This window comes from Aequoribacter fuscus, from assembly GCF_009910365.1.
Taxonomy (GTDB): Bacteria; Pseudomonadota; Gammaproteobacteria; order Pseudomonadales; family Halieaceae; genus Aequoribacter; species Aequoribacter fuscus.
The window spans coordinates 1,519,258-1,538,483 of sequence record NZ_CP036423.1; the positions used below are offsets into that span (position 1 = coordinate 1,519,258).

At 53.0% G+C, this 19,226-nt stretch carries 17 protein-coding genes; 10 read left to right on the forward strand and 7 right to left on the reverse strand.

Annotated elements, in window-relative coordinates; translation table 11 throughout:
• Positions 1-37: 37 nt before the first annotated feature.
• Together EYZ66_RS06830 and EYZ66_RS06835 are read left to right on the forward strand one after the other, a co-directional pair.
• On the forward strand, positions 38-2,629 hold the full coding sequence (locus tag EYZ66_RS06830) for a PD-(D/E)XK nuclease family protein (protein WP_009575422.1): 2,592 nt from the start codon (positions 38-40) through the stop codon (positions 2,627-2,629).
• On the forward strand, positions 2,622-5,915 hold the full coding sequence (locus EYZ66_RS06835; protein ID WP_160195629.1) for a UvrD-helicase domain-containing protein: 3,294 nt from the start codon (positions 2,622-2,624) through the stop codon (positions 5,913-5,915). Before EYZ66_RS06830 ends, EYZ66_RS06835 begins: the two co-directional genes overlap by 8 nt.
• Here EYZ66_RS06835 and EYZ66_RS06840 read toward each other — a convergent pair.
• Both EYZ66_RS06840 and gloB read right to left on the reverse strand, forming a co-directional pair.
• Positions 5,890-7,215 (reverse strand): LysM peptidoglycan-binding domain-containing protein, encoded by a 1,326-nt coding sequence (locus EYZ66_RS06840; RefSeq protein ID WP_139042556.1) that lies wholly within the window; start codon positions 7,213-7,215, stop codon positions 5,890-5,892. The two genes, EYZ66_RS06835 and EYZ66_RS06840, sit on opposite strands and share 26 nt — an antisense overlap.
• Positions 7,212-7,970: a hydroxyacylglutathione hydrolase gene (gene gloB / locus EYZ66_RS06845; RefSeq protein WP_009575418.1), complete on the reverse strand. Its 759-nt coding sequence runs from the start codon at positions 7,968-7,970 to the stop codon at positions 7,212-7,214. Before gloB ends, EYZ66_RS06840 begins: the two co-directional genes overlap by 4 nt.
• Before the next feature lie 53 nt (positions 7,971-8,023).
• On the opposite strand from gloB, the gene EYZ66_RS06850 reads away from it, so the two are divergent.
• The 3 genes from EYZ66_RS06850 to dnaQ are packed head-to-tail and all read left to right on the forward strand — an operon-like array spanning position 8,024 to position 9,961.
• On the forward strand, positions 8,024-8,782 hold the full coding sequence (locus tag EYZ66_RS06850) for a class I SAM-dependent methyltransferase (protein WP_009575417.1): 759 nt from the start codon (positions 8,024-8,026) through the stop codon (positions 8,780-8,782).
• Entirely contained in the window at positions 8,775-9,221 is a 447-nt protein-coding gene (gene rnhA / locus EYZ66_RS06855) for a ribonuclease HI (protein ID WP_009575416.1), read from the forward strand. The genes EYZ66_RS06850 and rnhA overlap by 8 nt, the downstream gene beginning before the upstream one ends.
• Positions 9,218-9,961, forward strand: a complete 744-nt coding sequence (gene dnaQ / locus EYZ66_RS06860) for a DNA polymerase III subunit epsilon (RefSeq protein WP_009575415.1) — start codon at positions 9,218-9,220, stop codon at positions 9,959-9,961. Before rnhA ends, dnaQ begins: the two co-directional genes overlap by 4 nt.
• Positions 9,962-9,969: 8 nt before the next feature.
• On the opposite strand, the gene nhaB is transcribed toward dnaQ, so the two are convergent.
• On the reverse strand, positions 9,970-11,475 hold the full coding sequence (gene nhaB, locus EYZ66_RS06865; protein WP_009575414.1) for a sodium/proton antiporter NhaB: 1,506 nt from the start codon (positions 11,473-11,475) through the stop codon (positions 9,970-9,972).
• Positions 11,476-11,624: 149 nt separating this feature from the next.
• On the opposite strand from nhaB, the gene nudC reads away from it, so the two are divergent.
• Genes nudC through EYZ66_RS06885 form a run of 4 tightly spaced genes read left to right on the forward strand, consistent with a single transcriptional unit; the run spans position 11,625 to position 14,619 of the window.
• Positions 11,625-12,431 carry an NAD(+) diphosphatase gene (gene nudC / locus EYZ66_RS06870; RefSeq protein WP_050793395.1) on the forward strand — a complete coding sequence of 269 codons (807 nt, stop codon included), beginning with the start codon at positions 11,625-11,627 and terminating at the stop codon, positions 12,429-12,431.
• Between the two features lie 8 nt (positions 12,432-12,439).
• Positions 12,440-13,495 (forward strand): protease SohB, encoded by a 1,056-nt coding sequence (sohB, locus tag EYZ66_RS06875; protein WP_009575410.1) that lies wholly within the window; start codon positions 12,440-12,442, stop codon positions 13,493-13,495.
• Positions 13,495-13,935, forward strand: coding sequence for an acyl-CoA thioesterase (locus tag EYZ66_RS06880; RefSeq protein ID WP_009575409.1), 441 nt, complete (start codon positions 13,495-13,497; stop codon positions 13,933-13,935). Before sohB ends, EYZ66_RS06880 begins: the two co-directional genes overlap by 1 nt.
• A gap of 60 nt (positions 13,936-13,995) precedes the next feature.
• A complete protein-coding gene (locus tag EYZ66_RS06885; protein ID WP_009575408.1) occupies positions 13,996-14,619 on the forward strand; it encodes a tetratricopeptide repeat protein in 624 nt (207 codons plus the stop codon).
• 12 nt (positions 14,620-14,631) lie between these two features.
• On the opposite strand, the gene EYZ66_RS06890 is transcribed toward EYZ66_RS06885, so the two are convergent.
• From EYZ66_RS06890 to EYZ66_RS06905, 4 genes are all read right to left on the reverse strand, one after another.
• On the reverse strand, positions 14,632-14,862 hold the full coding sequence (locus EYZ66_RS06890; RefSeq protein ID WP_009575407.1) for a hypothetical protein: 231 nt from the start codon (positions 14,860-14,862) through the stop codon (positions 14,632-14,634).
• 237 nt (positions 14,863-15,099) lie between these two features.
• Positions 15,100-15,864: an SDR family NAD(P)-dependent oxidoreductase gene (locus EYZ66_RS06895; RefSeq protein ID WP_009575406.1), complete on the reverse strand. Its 765-nt coding sequence runs from the start codon at positions 15,862-15,864 to the stop codon at positions 15,100-15,102.
• Positions 15,865-16,010: 146 nt separating this feature from the next.
• Positions 16,011-16,754: an SDR family NAD(P)-dependent oxidoreductase gene (locus EYZ66_RS06900; protein WP_009575405.1), complete on the reverse strand. Its 744-nt coding sequence runs from the start codon at positions 16,752-16,754 to the stop codon at positions 16,011-16,013.
• 12 nt (positions 16,755-16,766) lie between these two features.
• Positions 16,767-17,384 (reverse strand): nitroreductase family protein, encoded by a 618-nt coding sequence (locus EYZ66_RS06905; protein WP_009575404.1) that lies wholly within the window; start codon positions 17,382-17,384, stop codon positions 16,767-16,769.
• Positions 17,385-17,522: 138 nt separating this feature from the next.
• Here EYZ66_RS06905 and EYZ66_RS06910 point away from each other — a divergent pair, with 138 nt between their 5' ends.
• Entirely contained in the window at positions 17,523-19,226 is a 1,704-nt protein-coding gene (locus tag EYZ66_RS06910) for a SulP family inorganic anion transporter (RefSeq protein ID WP_009575403.1), read from the forward strand.

Genomic DNA, 19,226 nt, shown 5'->3' on the forward strand with positions numbered 1-19,226 from the left:
CCAAAGGGTAGTCTGGCGTCCGTGTCGAGGCGAATAGATGTTAAAGCCACTGTATGACATTGATGTGTTACTGCCTTTCGTAAGTGCAAATTCCATTATTGTGACACCCAATGAGCGCTTGGCTCGCGCGATCAGCCACGCTTACGACACGTTTCAGGCTGATCAGGGCTTGGAAGCTTGGGCTAAGATTTCGGTCATGTCGCTCAATCGCGTATTTGAGCGCTGGCTCGATGAGGGTCGTCTCGCACCTTGCTTGAAGCCTCAGCAAGCTCAGTATTTGTGGGAGTCAATAATTCGCGGCCGCATGCCCGATGATCACGTGACGGGTTGGTTGAACCCCAAAGCTTTGGCGCTAGAGAGCTATAAGACCTACGAATTGATCTATCACTACCAGCTGCGAGCAGATCAGAGTTTTGCGAGCGCCATGGCTGCAGACCCTGACAGCGCGACCTTTTATGAATGGTTGCAGAGCTTTGAGCACGACATCATTAAGCACGGCTGGGTGACACAAGCCCAACAGTGGCAGGCACTTGCGTCGTGCCACTGTAAACTTGCCGCCGATGTGATCATGGTCGATTTTGATACGCTAACACCGCTGCAGCGGGCGGCTTGTGAGCGTGTTAGCGAACGGGTACGGTTTGTACGATCAGTCTTACCGCCGAGTATCGATGCTGCGAAGACGTCAGTTTGTGCGTTCCAAGATGCTGATGAACAGCTTCGGTGGGTCGCGGCTTGGGCGAAAGCGCATTATGAAAGCAAGCAGGGCGAGCGCTTGGGCATCGTGGTTCCAGATTTGAATACTCATCGCCAGAGACTGGAATATCATCTGCGCCAAGCATTTGGGCTAGAACACAGCGACTACACAAGCCTGCCCGTGAATTTCTCCGCCGGTATGGCTGCCTCCCAAGTTCCCCTTATCGATGCTGCTGCCAGTGTTTTGAAGCTTTCTCTGGGTCGACTGAGGCCTCCCGAACTGCTGGCTCTAGCGCGCTCGCCTTACCTCTCGTTGTGCGTTTCGCACCATGAATTTAGGGCGCTGCGCGAGGCGCTTTACGATCTCGCTCCTGCGAAGCTTGGACACTCTGAATTGCTGCTAATTTTGGAGCAACTGTCAAAAGAAGTCCCGGACTCGGCGCTTTCTAGGTGGTTGCTTACAAGCCGCGTAGATTCAAAAGACGCGACATGCTTGGAGCACGTCAGACACTGGGAGCAGTCTCTCCAGGCTGCGGGCTGGCCGGGCAAGCGGGGTCTCGATAGTGTTGAATACCAAGCGTTTAAGCTTTGGCAGCGCACGCTTCGAGATCTGGTCAGCTGGGATGGGTTGAGGCCAAAATGGGCCGCAAGCGATGCGCTGACGCTATTGGAATCAAGCCTGACAAACAGTGTGTTCCAACCTGAAACACCCGATCAAAATATTCAAGTGCTGGGGACCTTGGAGGCGGCTGGCTTGTGTTTCGACCGGCTTATCGTCACGGATGCTGTGGCTGGGCATTTTCCGGAACGAATCGCCTTGTCCCCGTTTTTACCTAAACACCTGCAGCGTCAATACAAGATGCCCCGCGCTGATGAGGATCAAGAATATCAGTTAGCGAAGAGCTTGCTTGAAGGCATGGCAGCGCGTAGCCAGTCTCTTTATTTTAGCTATGTAGCTCTCGCCGACGAGAGTAAAGTCGCGGTAACGCCACTATTAAGTCAGCTAGAGCAGAGCTTCCCTGTCGTCGCTGAGCTAGACCGCCCAGTCATACCGGGCGTTTGGTCGATGATGCTCGAGTCACGCGGCTTGACTCTGACCACGCCGCAGGGTGATTTGAAGGGCGGAGCCTATCGTTTGGGTATGCACGCGCTGTGCCCGATGCAGGCCTACAGTCGTTATCGTCTCGATATTCCCGAGGAGGCCAGTCTCGAGGACGGTTTGAGTGCAAAAGAGCAGGGGCTGGTATTACACAAGTCGATGGAACTGCTGTGGCGGGGTAAAAACCGTCTTGAGCAAGTGAATCCAGCAGACATCGCTCCCGCAGTGGCAGAGGCCTTAAAAAGTATCAGTAGGGCTCGTCAGGTGTTGCTGCCTGATCTCGCGCTTGAGGCGGAGCAGCTTCGATTGGAAACGGCGATTCGCCTCTGGTTGGAGTTGGAATCGCAAAGAGTACCCTTTAATGTGCTTGAGCATGAACGCAAAGCTGAGTTGAACTTGAAGGGATGGACGTTCTCGTTTCGACTGGATCGACTCGATGCGCTAGCGGATGACTATTCTGTGATCATAGACTACAAAAGCACCGCGCCGAGCACCAGCACCTGGTTCGGCGGTCGCTTAGAGCAAGCCCAATTGCCGCTGTATGCGTTGGCGCTGGGTGAGCACGTCAAAGGTATCGCTTACGGACAAATTTCCTCGACAAAACCAGCAAAGCTTGTGGGTGCAGGCCAACAGGGGTTCGGCAAAGGTGTCAAAGTGATCGAGAATTGGGGCGAGCAGAAAACGCTCTGGGAGCGAGCTTTACTCGATTTGATCGATGAATTAGAGGTGGGCGAGGCTTCTGTCCTTCCCTCGGCGAGAGCCTGTCGATACTGTGACTTCGCCGCAATATGCCGGGTCCAGCTGTCTGACGACGAAGAGGAAGGCACTGATGAGTGATCAGGTTCAACGCGATAGAGCGATAGACCCAACCGCCAGCTGTTGCGTGGTTGCACCGGCGGGTTCTGGTAAAACCAGTTTGTTGGTGCAGAGGATGCTGGCTTTGTTGGCGCGCGTCTCGCATCCTGAGCAGATCGTAGCGATTACCTTCACGCGCAAAGCGGCAGCTGAAATGCGAGCGCGCATGGCTGAGGTGTTTGAACTTGCGCAAGTAAAACAACTGTCGGAAGTCCCAGAATACGAACGTGTTTCCTTGGAGCTTGCCAAACATGCGTTAAGTAACGCGAGCGAGCGTGGCTGGTCATTGCCTGAGCAGCTCGAACGACTGCAGTTTATGACCATCGACTCCTTTTGTGCGTCGCTAGTACGCCAAATGCCGCTGGCGAGTCGGATGGGTGGGGTGATGACACCCGCCGAGCCGGTCGCGGACCTATACCGTGCCGCGGTACTCGATTTGTTGCAAAGTAGTGAGCCCCAGATACGTGAGCATCTGCCGCCTATTCTTGCGGCACTGGGCAATCGCTGGGACTCAGCGATCGATTGGCTGTCTGAGCTGCTAACGAAGCGCGATCAGTGGCAACTCGCGTTATTCCCGGGTCAACGCGAACAGGATGCACTGGACTATATGCGTGAGACATGGGAATTGGAGTGTCAGCGACGTGTTACTCAACTCAACGCCGACCTGGCGCCGTGGCGTGCGCAGCTGCAAGAAATCCTCAATCTGTTGGGTCTTGAAGAAACCTCTGATTTTTTGCCCTTGCACTCGCCAAGTGCTATCGGATCGTGGCGACGTGTTGCTGCGTTTTTGCTCACGCAAGGCGGGGAATGGCGTAAAAGTGTCACGGTGAAAGAGGGGTTCCCACCAAAATCAGAGCAAAAAGAATTGCATAGCGTGGTAAGTGCAGAAATTCGAGCTGCTCTTTCTCCGATCGTGTTTGAGGGCGTCGCGCTGATGCCCGAAGCGCTGGATGATGACCAGAATTGGCAGATCGTCACGAGCATTGTCGCGATACTTCCCCATCTGTTAGCGTCGTTTTGGTGGCAGTGCCAACAGCGGGGTGAGGTGGACTTCACGCAGATTGCAAGCGCAGCGCTGGAAGCCCTGGGCGATGACGAGAACCCGACTGATTTAGCCTTGAAACTTGATTACAGTATTCAGCACCTGTTAGTGGATGAGTTTCAAGATACGTCAACGCATCAGTTTGAACTGATTCGGAGGCTGACTCGGGGCTGGTTTGAACACAATCAGATAACACCTGAGTCGCCAAAAACCTTGTTTGTTGTCGGTGACGCCATGCAGTCGATTTATCGGTTTAGAGGGGCTCAAGTCGATTTATTCGTGCGTGCAATAGAAGAGGGCTTTAATGGCTTGCGTCTGGAGCGCTTGGATCTGTGTCGAAATTTCCGATCGACGGGGGGTATCGTCCAGTGGGTTAATCAGGTGTTTGCGGACCTACCATCGCACAGTTCTCCGATGATAAAGCGTTTGGCAGCGAACAGGGCCGAGCCCGTTCTGGGCGGCGAGACAGATATTCAGCTGCACGCCTTTGCTGCTGACCCTAACGCGGCTCGAGAAACGGAGTTTGTTGTTGAACGGGTTCGTTCTTGGCTTGAGGCTGATGCGTCCACTACGATCGCCGTACTGGGGCGAACCCGCTCACAGTTAGCCCCGATCATGAAATCACTGAAGGACGCAGGCATCGCGTATAACGCAGCGGACGTTGAGAGGATCGCTGATAATGTCGCCGTCGCGGATTTTGTGAATGTGCTGCGAGTCATCGTGGACCCGAGTGATACCTTGGCGAGCATGGCTTGTTTGCGTGCACCGTGGATAGGCGCATCGCTGGAAGTGTTACATCAGGCGCAAACGATACACGCGCGCTTGGACACGGGTGATTGGCATTCAAGTTTTCACGCTCTAGAGCAAGACTCTGAAGATCTTGAATTGCAGGGCTGTTTGGCACGTTTTAATGCTGTGATTCGCTGGGGTTTTGTGTTCCGAGGACGCAGAGCTGTCCGCTTGTGGCTTGAGACTTTGTGGGAGGGCTTAGCGGGTTTCTCCATATACAGCAGTGATCGCGATCATGTTGCGATAGACACCCTGTTCGAGGTGCTCGAACAAAACCCATGGACGATCGATTCCCCGTGGGAAATCACCGAACTTCTGGAATCAAAAACGATTACCAGCCAGCGCTCGTCACGAGTCTCGGTGATGACCATGCACAAATCGAAGGGCTTAGAATTTGATCATGTTGTGCTGCCCAGTATGGGACGCAGTAGCCGATCGTCTTCACGCCAGCTTTTTGAGTGGGCTGAGCTGCCAGTGCCGCAGTCCTACGGGTTTTTGCTGGGTTGCAGTAAGGGCGCCGAAACTGCGGGTTTGAGTGTCGGAAATTGGCTTCACGAGCGGGAAAAAATCGCGTTGAACGACGAACTCAAGCGTCTGTTTTACGTGGCGGCGACCCGCGCCAAACGGACGCTGTACATTACGACGAGCTACAAGCAGCAGGACCCGGAACGTTGCAGACCTGCCAAAGGTTCGCTGCTGGGGCAGGTTACGCAGTTGTCGTCTCACGAATGTAGTTGGCACGTGATACCAGAGGCATCCGAGGAAATCTCCGGCGCAGGGTCTAATCTTAGCCCAATGCGCATCGCTCGATTTGTTCCAGCGACAAACGACGCGTTGCCTGATAGTTGTTTGACTGGTGTTGAGCACGATCTTGTTGTTGCACAGGATTGGCTTGAATCGAGCGCGGTGCAAGGGTCTTTAGTGCATAAAGCATTCGAGTTGGCAATCAGAGCCGGGCAACTGCCCCGTTGCGATGCGTACCTGCGTGGTCGCTTGTTTCACGAGGCAGTGAGTTTGGGGTATCCAGCCGCAAAGGCAGACGAGTGTGTTGAGCAGGCGCTCAGCGTCATTCAGGTCACAGCGGGAAATCCCAGCGCCCATTGGCTATTCGTTGGAGATCAATGGCAGCGGTATCCAGAGTACAGTGTGTCGAGGCGGGCGGCGGATGGGTTCGAAAGCTACTACATCGACTTGCTGTTGCGCTCCACATCGGACGATAGGCTGCGCATTGTTGATTACAAAACCACTATGCCAGATCCGTCAGAGACGCCCCAGGACTTTGAGCGGCGAATGCTGGAAACGTATCAGGCGCAGATGAACATCTACGTTGCTATTATCTCTAAGATGGAGGGCAGAGCGCCCGAGGCATTTTTATTTTTGACCCACACGCAGCGTTTGGTGCAATTCGACGCTACGACTCTGAGGGAAACAACGTAAGGCTCTGACCCGGACGAAGATAGTCTTTTGGATCAATGGCGTTCCAGGCAACTAGGTCGGAGATGGAGATACGGAAGCGGTCCGCAATCTTATACAAAGAATCACCGCGTTTTACGGTGTAACGCATAGAGGCGCGGTAGACCCGCCGGCCGTCAGCGAGCAGGGTGCTCTCGCCTCCGGTGGGAATCATCAGGGTGTCACCAGCGCGGATGAAACTGCCCTTAATGTCGTTCGCGGCACGCAGTAGCGCAACCTCCAAATCAAACCGTTTTGCTATTCGAATCAGACTGTCGCCCGGCTGAATGGTGTAACGATGCCACTGTGTCCGAGGTGTGTCGGGTAGCGATTGTGCCAGCGCCAGCGCCTGATCTGCGATCTCCACTGGCACCAAAATTTCGGGCGAACCGTTGGGGTCGGTAGCCCACCGCAAGATGCCCGGATTAAATCGTCGGATAAGCGACTCATCTACATTGAGCTGCTTGGCAAAACTGCTCACTTCTATTTGGCCGTTGACCGCTATCGCCGTGAACGATTGTGTGTTTGGGACGGGCGGGAGGGTGACCTCGTGCGCCTGCGGGTTTTTGATAATCTGCGCTAACGCCAGCAAGCGAGGTAGATAATGTTTGGTTTCGGTGGGGAGTTTCAACGACCAGTAGTCGGTCGGTAGCCCTTTCTTGGCGTTGGCACGCTGCGCGCGTTTAACGCGAGTTTCCCCCGCGTTGTAGGCCGATAACGCCAGTAACCAATCGCCGTCAAAGCGGGCGTTGAGTGACTCGAGGTAATCTAGCGCCGCCTCGGTCGAGTCGCGGATGTCCAGACGTCCGTCATACCACCAGTTTTGCTGCAAACCTAGGTGTTTGCCTGTTCGCGGCATAATCTGCCAGAGACCCGCAGCGCTTCTATGCGACATGGACTGGGGCAGCAATGTACTTTCTACAATGGGGAGTAGGGCGAGCTCAATAGGAAGATCGCGTTCTTCAACTCGCTCAACGATGTAGTGTAAATACCAACTTGCACGTTCCGACAGGGCATCAAACAAGCCGGTCTGCTTGAGATAATGCGCTCGTTGCGCGATGACTGTTGGGTGGTCGGGGTAGGACCATACGAGGTCTCGCCGAATACGATCCCACAAGTCGACCGCCGGCATCGGTGTAACCTCAACATTGAGGGGTGCCGGTACGGCTCTCACTTCGGGCTGGGGTGGTGCGATGCTACTTGTTTGCTCTGGTGGCAATGTCGTGCAGGCGCACAGTACCCCCAACAGCACGATGGTGGTGAGAGGTCTCAGATTAACGCTCAAAATGCGTCCTTCCACTGGCGAATGACACGAAACACGTCATCGGCATTGTGCACTGGCTCTTTGTTCTGCGCGCTATGAATGATCGCTGGCGCGTCCCATCTCAGGAAAGGGTTGCTGCGACATTCCTCCTCAAGCGTCGTGGGCAGCGTGGGCTCGTTGAGTCCCCGCAGGCGAGAGACTTCGGCCACTCGCGCTTGCAGCGCGGGGTTAGCTGGATCGACCGCGAGCGCGAACCGTAAATTGGCCGCAGTGTACTCATGGGCACAGTAAACGCGTGTGCTCGCGGGCAGTTCTCGCAAGGACGCTAAGGAATTCCGCATTTGCTCGAATGTCCCCTCAAACACGCGTCCGCAGCCGCCGCTGAACAGGGTATCGCCGCAAAACAAAGCCTTGTGTTCAGGCAAATAATACGCGATGTGGTCTAAAGTGTGTCCGGGCACAGCGAGTACATGGATATCGAGCGATTCAAGTATCAATTGGCTGTGGTCACCCACCCGCTGAGTCAGCCCATCAAAGGGAGAGTTTTGGGGACCAATCACCGGTATACTTCTGGCGTTGGTCAGCGCCTCAATACCACCCGTGTGATCAAAGTGATGATGCGTCACTAGGATCCCAGCGAGCTCAAGGCCGTTGTCGCTGAGGTAGGTGTGGACTGCGTCAGCGTCGCCGGGATCGACTACAATAGCGCGACGGCTGTCTAAATGAAGACACCAAATGTAGTTGTCAGTAAAGGCTGGGATTGGGACAATGTTCACGTCGGGTCGCTTTTGAAAGTGGACTTCAATGTAAGCCCCAAGGGTAAACCACTATGAGTGTGTCAACAAGACAAAGCGAGATCATTCAGCAATGGTACCATCGGCCATCGCTGCAGGATGCGCTTGCCTGCGTTAAGCGCGAGTTGGACCAGGCGCTGCCAACCTGTTTTGGATATCATCTCGTTCAGTTGGCCGATATTCGCTTCGTTGCCTGCTATCAAAGTTCAAAAATTAATCACTGCGTTCGATGCCAGCCTGACGGTGAGGTTGTGTCTGAGTCCGAGCATCTGCCGTTCGATGCAGACAGTATTGACGTGCTGATCGCGATGCACAGTTTGGACACGTCCTCGAACCCGCACCAGGTGCTCCGAGAAATACAGCGTGTTTTGGCGCCGCAGGGCCAGTTGTTTTTGCTTGGCTTGAACCCCAGTAGCCTCAGCGCACTGAGTGGACTGCTTGCGAAGCTCACATTGCGGGAGCAAACAAGCCCGCGATCGGCATTGAGCGTGCATCGCTTAGATGATTGGTTCCGGTTGTTGGGAATGGAGCGAACTCGCCTGCGGTATTTCGCGCACTTGCCATACTCTGGCACTCACTCCAAACTGAGTCGAGCGCTCTCTAAGGTGACACGGTGGTTGGAGGCGCATCGAATGCCGGCGGGGCGCTTGTATTTTATTCGTGCGACCAAGCAGGTCTGTGCGATCAACAGACCCCATTTGGCTCGTTTTAGGCCGAGACTGAGGACCATCGGTATAGGTAAGTCCGTGGTAACCTCCAGACAAACTAAGGAAACGCTGCAAAATAATGACTAGAAATGTCGTGATTTACACTGATGGGGCATGCAAAGGCAACCCAGGTATCGGTGGGTGGGGTGCGTGGCTTCGTGCTGGCGAGCATGAAAAAGAAATGTGTGGAGGTGAGCATGACACCACAAACAATCGCATGGAGCTGACCGCCACCATAAAGGCTCTTGAAACCTTGAAAGTACCCTGTACCGTCGACATTTACACGGACTCTGTTTACGTGCGTGATGGTGTGACGAAGTGGATGTCGAACTGGAAGCGCAATAATTGGCGCACTGCGTCGAAACAACTGGTAAAGAACAAAGATCTTTGGCAAGCGCTCGATGCAGCCATTGGTCAGCACGAAATCAACTGGCATTGGGTGAAAGGTCACAGTGGTAATCAGGGCAACGAGCGTGCGGATCAACTCGCCAATCAGGGCATTGAACAGCTGAGGGCAGCGTCATGAGACAAATTGTGTTGGATACCGAAACAACGGGTTTAGAAACCTCGGACGGTCATCGGGTCATCGAAATCGGGTGTGTTGAGCTCATCAATAGGCGCTTATCCGGCCGTCACTTTCATCAATACATTAATCCTCAGCGCGAGGTGGATCCCGGCGCTATGGAAGTGCACGGTATCAGCAATGAATTTTTGCAGGATAAACCCCTGTTTTCTGCGATTGCAGATGAATTTCTGGAATTCATCAAAGGCGCGGAACTTATCATTCACAACGCGCCCTTCGATATTGGGTTTTTGGATTACGAGTTAAGCCTTGAGAGTGAGCGTCGCGCGGCACCGATGCCCACAGTAGAGTCCCTGTGTGGGGTCATTGACACGCTGGTCATGGCGCGCAGAAAACACCCCGGGCAGCGCAATACGCTGGACGCCTTGTGCACTCGCTATGATGTGGATAACTCCAGTCGTGATTTGCACGGCGCCTTATTGGACTCTGAGATTCTCGCCGACGTGTACTTGGCGATGACCGGCGGACAAACTGCCTTGACACTGCAGTCTGAAAATCGTGAGGGTGGTGAGCAGTCAAATTGGGTGACGGGCGAAATTGTGCGGGTTCAGCGAGCGGGTCTCTCTTTGCCTGTGGTGCCTGCGAACGCTGAGGAGTCACAAGCCCATGAGGCGTATCTAGATTTGTTGGATAATAAAAGTGACGGCGCCCTATGGCGCCGTCTCGATGAATCCCTGACTTGACTTGCATGTCATAGAAATTCCCAAACGCAAAACAAGCCAACGGAAGTAAGCACACAAGTATACGGAAATGCCATAATCACCATGCGACCGTAGGATAGGCGAATTAAGGGCGCGAGAGCAGAAGTCAGCAGGAATAAGAACGCGGCCTGACCATTGGGTGTGGCGACGCTGGGCAGGTTGGTGCCGGTGTTAATTGCAACAGCCATGTGGTCAAACTCCAACCGAGTAATTGTACCGGCATCTAGTGCTTGTTTTACCTCGCTGATGTATACCGTTGCAACAAACACGTTGTCACTAATCATTGATAACACGCCGTTAGCCAAAAAGAACATGGACGGCCGAATGTCTGAATTCATGTGCAATACGGCGTCGATAACCGGAGTAAATAGATGTTGCTCGTGAATGACCGCGACAATGGCAAAGAACACGACTAAAAGCGCGGTAAACGGTAAGGCCTCCTCAAACGCGTGGCCAATCTGATGCTCTTCGACGATGCCGTTGAAGGCCGTTAACAGCACAATCACCATAAGTCCAATAAGGCCTACAGCCGCCCAATGCATCGCTAAAGCTACCACAAGTATAACGGCCACCAAGCCTTGCACTGCGAGTTTGGCATTGCTGGTTGGATTGCGTTTGATTTCTTCCCCGCGCTGGAAGTCTTCTAATACCAATCGCACGTTGTGGGGCAGTTCGGCACCGTAACCAAATTTACCTGTCACCTCTAAGAAGTAACAGGTCAGCAAACCTGCGACGAGTACCGGCATGGTAATCGGTGCCATTTTGATGAAGAAGCCTACGAAGTCCCAGCCGGCTACGGTGGCGATAAGCAAGTTTTGTGGTTCGCCGACCAGTGTGCAAACACCACCAAGTGCGGTGCCTACGGCGCCATGCATCAACAGAGATCGAAGAAAAGCACGAAATTGCTCTAGATCTTCATGATGATGCTCGTGAATACTGACGTCGTCGGCGTGGTCGTGATCGATATGCTGCAAATTTTTCCCAGAAGCAAAACGGTGGTACACAGCATAAAAGCCGACGCCAACGCTGATCAGAACGGCGGTTACAGTAAGAGCATCTAAAAAAGCGGAAAGAACTGCGGCTACTAGAGAAAACATCAGGGCTAAAACCTTCTTGGACTTAACGTTCAAGAGAAGCTTAGTAAAAACAAATAACAACAAGTCCTTCATGAAGTAAATGCCCGCCACCATAAACATTAAGAGTAAGATGACCTCAAAGTTTGCCGCGGCCTCATGATAAACCGCTTCGGGCGAAGCCATGCCCATCAGCACAGCTTCGATGGCGAGCAAGCCACCCGGTTGCAGGGGGTAACAGCGTAAGGCCAGTGCTAATGTAAAAATGAACTCCGCTATCAAACACCAGCCCAAAAAAAACGGGCCTGCAATGGCTAAAATAATCGGGTTGATAATAAGAAAGCCAATAATCGTTTGTTTGTACCAGTTCGGCGAGTTGCCAAGGAAGTTGCCCCAAAGGGCGCTGGCTGTGCTGTCGCTCATTATTATTTCCCGTTTAGTCGTGAATAAAGTGCTCAAGTCTATGCCATGCGCAGTCCCCTGAAAAGTGGCCAGAGCAATTTAGCGTCGACTTGCTCTGACACACACAAGGGCATACCATGCCAAGCCTCAAGCGGTATGACGGAAATACTATGAATAATGACGATCAAATATTAATTTTTCATGAAGGGGAGCTGGTGTGTGATATGCACCTGCAACCGGGGTATCTTCATAAAGCTTTGCATGTTGAACCGGAATTGCTCGACCCAAACAGTCGCCAAGAAGTTGGCGAATACGATGGACAGCGCGTAAGTGCTTATCACACCGCCAAAGGTGTCGCACTTGACCCTATGCGGTTTATGCCGACGAATTTGTATAGGGTGTTACCTCAAGCGCCAATGCCAGACCGGGACATCATCTCAAGAGGTGCTCATTTGGCACATTGGCGTCATACCCATCGTTTTTGTGGCGTCTGTGGATCGCGAAACACGGTGCATCCCAGCGAGCCCGGTTTGCAGTGTGAAGGTTGCGGGTTTACATCGTATCCTCGCGTATCGCCCTGCGGGATTGCTCTTGTCGTTGATGGCGATCGACTGCTTTTAGCGCGCAATGCACGCTTCCCTCGGCCTATGTTCTCGACGCTCGCAGGTTTCGTGGAGGCGGGTGAAAGTGCCGAACAAACGATTGCTCGGGAGATTTTCGAGGAAGTCGGCTTGGTCAGCGGAAAGCTACAGTATTTCGACTCGCAGGCTTGGCCATTTCCAGATCAGCTGATGCTGGGCTACTTTGCCCAGTACGTGGGCGGTGAGATTCAGGTAGACGGGGTAGAAATCGCCGAGGCTCAGTGGTTCGATTATCGCGACCTACCCAGAAATATCCCGCCAACCATGAGCATTGCAGGGCGTTTGATTCAGCATTATTGCGAACTTCGGGATCAACAAATTAACTTATTTGAGTAGGTCTGACCATGGAATGGATCGCCGATTACGGTGTGTTTTTGCTGAAAAGTGTCACGGTTTTGGTGGCGCTCATTGTGTTTGTCGGATTTGTCGCGAGCCTCAGTCAGCGACAAAAAGGTGATCAGCGCGAGGGTCGAGTCAAAATTCAAAGCTTGAACGATGACCACGAAGATAATCTCGATGATTTTCTCGCCTCGGTGTTAGAGCCTGAGGACTACAAGCGCCACAAAAAGGACGAGAAAAAGACCAAAAAAGCTCAGGCCAAAGCCTCAAAAAAGGCGGATAAAAAGGCCGACGCGGAAGAAGCAGCCCGGCCTCGGGTATTTGTCATGGATTTTGATGGCGACATCAAGGCCTCGGCAGTAGAGGGGTTACGTAAAGAGATTAGCACGCTGGTGGCCAATAAGGCTGAGGGAGACACCGTCATCTTACGGTTGGAGAGTCCAGGAGGCATGGTTCATAGCTACGGCCTGGCAGCAAGCCAACTCGATCGAATTAAAAATGCGGGCATTAAGTTAATCGTCAGTGTCGATGCGGTTGCGGCCAGTGGTGGGTATATGATGGCCTGCGTTGCGGATGAGATTGCGGCTGCACCTTTCAGCGTCATTGGCTCGATTGGCGTGGTTGCTCAGGTGCCCAACGTGCACCGGTTGCTGAAAAAGAATGACGTAGATGTTGAGATCCTAACGGCGGGTAAATACAAGCGCACATTGACCGTGTTGGGTGAGAACACCGAAGAGGGGCGTCAAAAATTCATTGAGGATTTAGAGTCAACCCACGATCTTTTCAAAGCCTTTGTTCAAGAGCATCGGCCCAATCTCGACATCGAAGCTGTTGCTACCGGTGAGATTTGGTACGGTAAAGAGGCGGTCAATAAAGGGTTGGTCGATCGGATAGCGACAAGTGATGACCTCATTTTGGAGGCGCTGCAGACCAGCCAGGTTTTTCGGGTGAGTTACGAGCAAAAAAGAACCCTGGCTGAGCGCTTAGGGTTTGCGGCGGAGCAGGGTGTTGTCAAAGCCTTTGAGCAGCTCTGGGCACAGCAATCAAAGCGATGGTTTTGATGAATTGGCGCTATCCTAACCCCTATATCCATGCCATCTGTGTGAGCAGCGAACATATCGATGGATTAGGTCATAGTAACAACACCCAATACATCCAGTGGTGCGAAGAGGCGGCCTGGGCACATTCTGCGGCGTTGGGCATGAGCTTAGAAATGTATCAGACTCTGGGGCGTGCTATGGCGGTCGTGCGTAGCGAATTTGATTACCTTAAAGCGACGTATGAGGGAGACGAACTGCTTGTTGGTACATGGTTAACCGATATCTCCAAACGCTTGACTATGGAGCGTCGGTTCGAGGTCCGCAAGCAATTCGATGGCACGCTTGTGTGTCAGGGGGTATGGCAATTTGTGTGCATCCGCCTAGATACAGGTGCTCCGGCCAGAATGCCGCCCGAGTTTGAAGCAGTGTATGCTCCTGCTGTCGTCGGTGTCCCTTCTTAAGGGATTCTTAACATTGGGGCTTCACAATAGTCAATAATCATTGATCAGCGAGGTTGTCAGATGAACGGGCTAGTCAGAGTCATCGTAGTATTCGTATTCAGTTGCGCCAGTGTTTTGGCTTGGTCTGAGGACCTCAAGCAAGTCATTACAGACTGGGAGATCGCTAATTTCACGCTTGAGGGCGATGAACAAAAACGGGCCTTTGATACCTTGCTTGAACGCGCCGAGACCCTGCGGTCTGCACCTACAGCAACAGCAAAGAGCTTTTTGTGGGCTGGCATCATCGAGTCGTCGTATGCGGGGGAAATAGGGGGCTTGAATGCTTTGGGTCATGCCAAGCAGGCCAAACAAGACTTCGAGTCGGCCTTGAAAGCGGGCGATCCTGAAGTGACGCCGGCGGCCTTAGCGAGCTTAGGGACTCTGCATTCCAAAGTGCCTGGCTGGCCCATTGGCTTTGGCAATGACAAAAAGGCTCGCAAGTTCTTCGAAGAGGCCGAACAAGCAGGCGCTGATAACCTAGATTTTTACATGCTTTATGCTGAATACGCCTTAGGTAAAGGCGACAAGGAAAAAGCGTTGTCATTGCTGCAGGCGTCAGAACAGGTGGCGCCTAGATCTGATCGGCTAATTACTGACGCGGCGCGCATCGCTGAACGTGCGACTTACTACGAGCGGTTGAATTAAAATTTAGGATTCTTACTCGGGCTCAGGCGGCGTGTCTTTTTTGGGCTTTTTACACTGAGCTGCGGCGCCAAGTGCTCGAGTCTCCATTCCTTCCATCGATTCGTCATCACCGAGCAGAACACCGGCTACGTCATCATCGATCGATTCGCAGGGATCTTCTTGGCTGGGGTCAGTGAGCCATGCTAAAACTGTAATCGTCAGAATCAGCAGCGCGATACTCAAGTTCCTCAGTAAGGTTTTCATTTTGTGTTTGTAGCCTCAGGTGTCTGATATGTGTTGGATTATTGCATAGGTTACAACCTCGTGTGCGCTTATGCGTTCAAGTCTCAGGCATAAATGAAGTGTGAGGCGCTAGTGCCGCCAGTTGTTTATACGGCGACGCAATCAGGATGGCAGTCATAATAATGATTTTGTCTATATGTGCGTATAATATATATTATGTTAAATAAAGGATGTGCAAGTAGTGTTGCCTTGCAGCGGTCATACATACAGTACCGCCCCTCCGTCGATTCTGAGCGTTTGTCCCGTGATAGACGCAGCCAAGGGGCTGCTCACGAAAGCCACCAAATCGGCGACTTCTTGGCGCGTGACCATCCGTCGCGTTAAGTTTGGAAACAACTCTTCGCACACGCGCGATTCTATTGCGTCCCAGTCACCAACCCAGCCACGTTTACGGGCTATGTTGGCGAAGATGGTTTCGGTATCTTCGGTTCGAATTAACCCTGGCGCTATGGTGTTGACCGTAACCCCGGTACTTCTCAGTGCTTGCGCGTGACTCACGGTAGCGTTACTGAGCGCGCCTTTTGCCGCGTAATATGCAGGACGCTCAGCAGCCGGCTGATGAGAGCCTATCGTGCCCAAGTGCACGATGCGACCCCAGCCCCGAGCTTTCATCGTTGGTGCAAGCGCTTGAGCCAGTCGCAGTGCAGATAAGGTGTTCGTTTGAAACATCTCTAACCACTTAGCTTCGTCGCTGCTGTCCCAGGTGTGATTGTCGGTCGTTCCGTAGTTGTTAATCAGTATGTCCGGCAGCCAACGGTTGTCGTGTAGTTGCCGAATAACGTCCTGCCGCCCTGCTTCGGTCCGCACGTCGCCAACAACGGCGCGTTCGGTACTGGGTAAGGTATCTTGGCTGTGAACGACCGTAAGGCAGCCCTCGCGGGCAAGTGTTTCTGCGATTACCTTGCCGGTTCTGCGGTCAGCGCCGCTGATAAACGCAAGTTTTCCGTCAAGATTTAAATTCATGTGAAGTCTCTGATTGGTTTATAAGATAATGATTTTATTGGATTTATTGTGCCATTGAGAGGCGCATATTGTAGCGTTTCGCTCGACGTAGTTTGAATTTCGTAGCGTGGGCATTGCGCTACGAACTTTACGCTCCGCTTAGTTTGTCAGCTTACCAAAATATCTTTGACGCCACTAAAACCGCCGTCGACCGGAACGTTGGCGGCCGTCATGAACGACGCTGCATCGCTGAGCAAAAATGCGATGACGTTGGCGACTTCGTCGGGAGTGCCCGGCCGATTCAAAGGATGCATCTTGATAAAGGCCTGCTCACCGGGCGGATAGGTGCTGATGATATCTGTCATGGGTGTGCTAATGTAGCCGGGGCTAACCGAGTTCACACGGATGCCATGCGCTGCATAGTCTGCTGCGAGTGAGCGCGTGAGCTGCAGAACACCACCTTTGGTGACGTTGTATGGCATGTTGCCCGCACATCCGACCATGCCATATACGCTGGCTACGGTAACGATTGCGCCCTCGCCTTGCTCAATTAACGCAGGCAACAAAGCCTTGGCTGTTAACCAGGTGCCCGTCAAATTGACAGATAGAGCTCGCTCCCACGCTTCGGTATCTGTCGCTAGCGCGTCGCCTGGGACGGACAGGCCAGCGCAGGTGACTGCGCCATGTAAGGCGCCAAAGTGCGATTTGGCGGTCGCAACCGCTTGTTCTAGTTCGCTTGGCGAGGTCACATCGGCCGTGACGTTAAGCTGCCGGTCGTCTTGTTTGGGTTCGATGGTTCGATCGATCCCCACCACTTTGCCACCTAGCGCAATTATTCGAGCTGCCGTGGCCGCTCCGATACCCGACCCCGCTCCAGTGACTAAAAATGTTTTATCGTGCAGTGAAATCATAGTCGGCCTTATTTACAAGTAGGTAATGAGTTTGGCGAGATCCGGGCGTGCCCTCTCTTTCAGGGGTTCTTTATTGGTTCCAATGTAGATAAAGCCTGCAATCCGTTCATGGTCCAAAAGGCCTAGAGCGCTCGCAATCGTATTATCGTAGGTCAGCCATTCAGTGATCCATTGAGCACCAAATCCAGAGGCTTTGGCAGCCAACAGCAGGTTGTAGCAACACGCCCCGCAGGCCAGTGTTTGCTCCCATTCAGGTGTTTTTCCGTCGTGTTTGGGGCTGTAGGCGACAGCAATAATTGTGGGCGCGCGCAACAAGCGTGTCCGTTCAATATGCTGCAACGGCTCGGGCAATTCCGGGTTTGATTGCAGAGCGACTTGAAGGCAAAGATCGCCCAAGGTATTGCGTCTGTCACCTTCGATAACGATGAAGCGAAACGGGCTCAAGCGACGATGATCGGGTACTCGAGCGGCAATGGTGAGGATGCGGGCTAGCTCCTGCTGTGTCGGGCCGGGAGACTCAAGGTTTGTGGCAAGACTCGATCGTCGTATCGACAGAAATTCTAGTACGGGCTCAAGATTTTCGGGCGGTGGTATTTCATCACCCAAGTTGTATTGCGACCACGGTGTCATATCTCTCTCCTTTTTACGAGCATTCTCTATTACCTCGAGTGGATTACAAGCATTTGGGTGCGAAAGTTATTCAATTTTTCGGTCTGAGTGCCGATAATTAGATGACTCTACACGGTTTATTTTTAGGGGCGTAACTGCTTGAAGCTCGGACTGCCAGCACTTGCATGGATCAGTGGCTATAACGAACGCGTTTTGGCTCGGGACCTTGTTGCGTCCGGGGTATTGATTGCCACCATGGTACCCCAAGCATTAGGTTTTGCCCTAGTTGCAGGTGTCCCCGTTCAAGTTGGTTTGTATTCGGCCATTTTGCCGGCCGTGATTTATGCTCTGCTTGGTACTGGGCGAACACTTTCAGTCGGGCCGGTGGCTATCGTCTCGATTTTAACAGCCACGACGATTAATGAAGCGTCGTCGCTGTTAAAGTTGGATCCCTTACAGGTGATGGCTACTCTGACAGTCATTGTGGGAATTTCACTGACATTACTGGGTTTGTTTCGTTTTGGATTTATTGCCAACTTCCTGAGTCGCCCTGTGGTGTCCGGTTTTATATCGGCATCGGGTGTCGTCATAGCAGTCAGCCAACTGCCCGCCATATTAGGCATAAGCAACGGTGGTGAAACGGTGCCGGATGTACTGTACGCCTTGATTGTTAGTGACGAATTTGTCAGTCGTGAAAGTGTGTCGTTGGGGCTTTTGACGATCGCGTTTTTAGTGCTCGCCCGGCTGTTGATGATCGGCGTGATGGACGCGCTCAGCGTTGCCAAAGCCGTGACCTACTCCGCTGTCAAACTTTTGCCCTTGGTGGCTCTGGTTGGCGCGTCTTATCTTGGGTTTCTGCTGGGTGTCGAAGAGCAAGGGGTGGCCGTGTTGGGCGCCGTTCCTTCGGGAGCGCCGCCACTCTCGGCTCCGACATTAAACCCTAATCTGTGGTTGCACTTAGCCCCTCCCGCCTTCCTTATCGCTGTGATCGCTTACGTAGAGTCTATTTCCACAGCGAGGAAGCTCGCAGCGAATCGCCGTGAGCGCGTATCGCCCGACCAGGAGCTACTGGGTTTAGGCGCGGCCAATCTCGTCTCCGCGTTTTCATCCGGTCTGCCGGTTGCTGGCAGCTTGGCACGATCGCTCGCCAACTATGACGCCGGCGCTCGCACACCCCTGGCTCTCATCTTTGCAGCCTGGGGTGTCGGGTTATTTACCGTGTTATTCACTGGAATCTTGTCTCACGTGCCAGTTGCCGCTGTTGCCGGAATTGTTGTTGTCGCCGTGCTGGGCCCTGTGGATCTTGGTATGATTGCTCGGTCTTGGCAATCCTCGGCAGCGGACTTCGGATCGCTCCTGGGTACGATTATTGTGACTCTGACCTTTGGGGTTTCAAGTGGTCTGTTGGTGGGCGTTGCCTTATCGGTTTTGGTGCACAACTACCGCACATCGCACCCACACGTTGCGATCGTGGGCAAGCTCCCAGGTACGGATCGTTTTGGTGATGCCGACCGGCACGACGTGGTGACAGATCCATTGGTTTGCACCTTGCGAATTGACGAGAGCTTGTATTTTCCCAATGCGTCGTTTCTTGAAGATGTCGTTTATGCCGCCATATCGGCTCGGCCACGATTGCGTCATCTCGTACTGCTGTGCTCATCGGTCAACGCAATCGATATGAGCGCACTAGAGACCCTTGAGATGTTAAATTATCGCTTAGCTGAGCTGAATATCACCTTGAACTTGAGTGAAGTGAAGCCGCATGTAATGGATGAATTGCGCGACAGTACGTTTCGTGCGCGCATGACAGGTAAGATATTTCCGACTCAGCTAGAGGCTTTTGAAACACTGCGTCGAGCATGA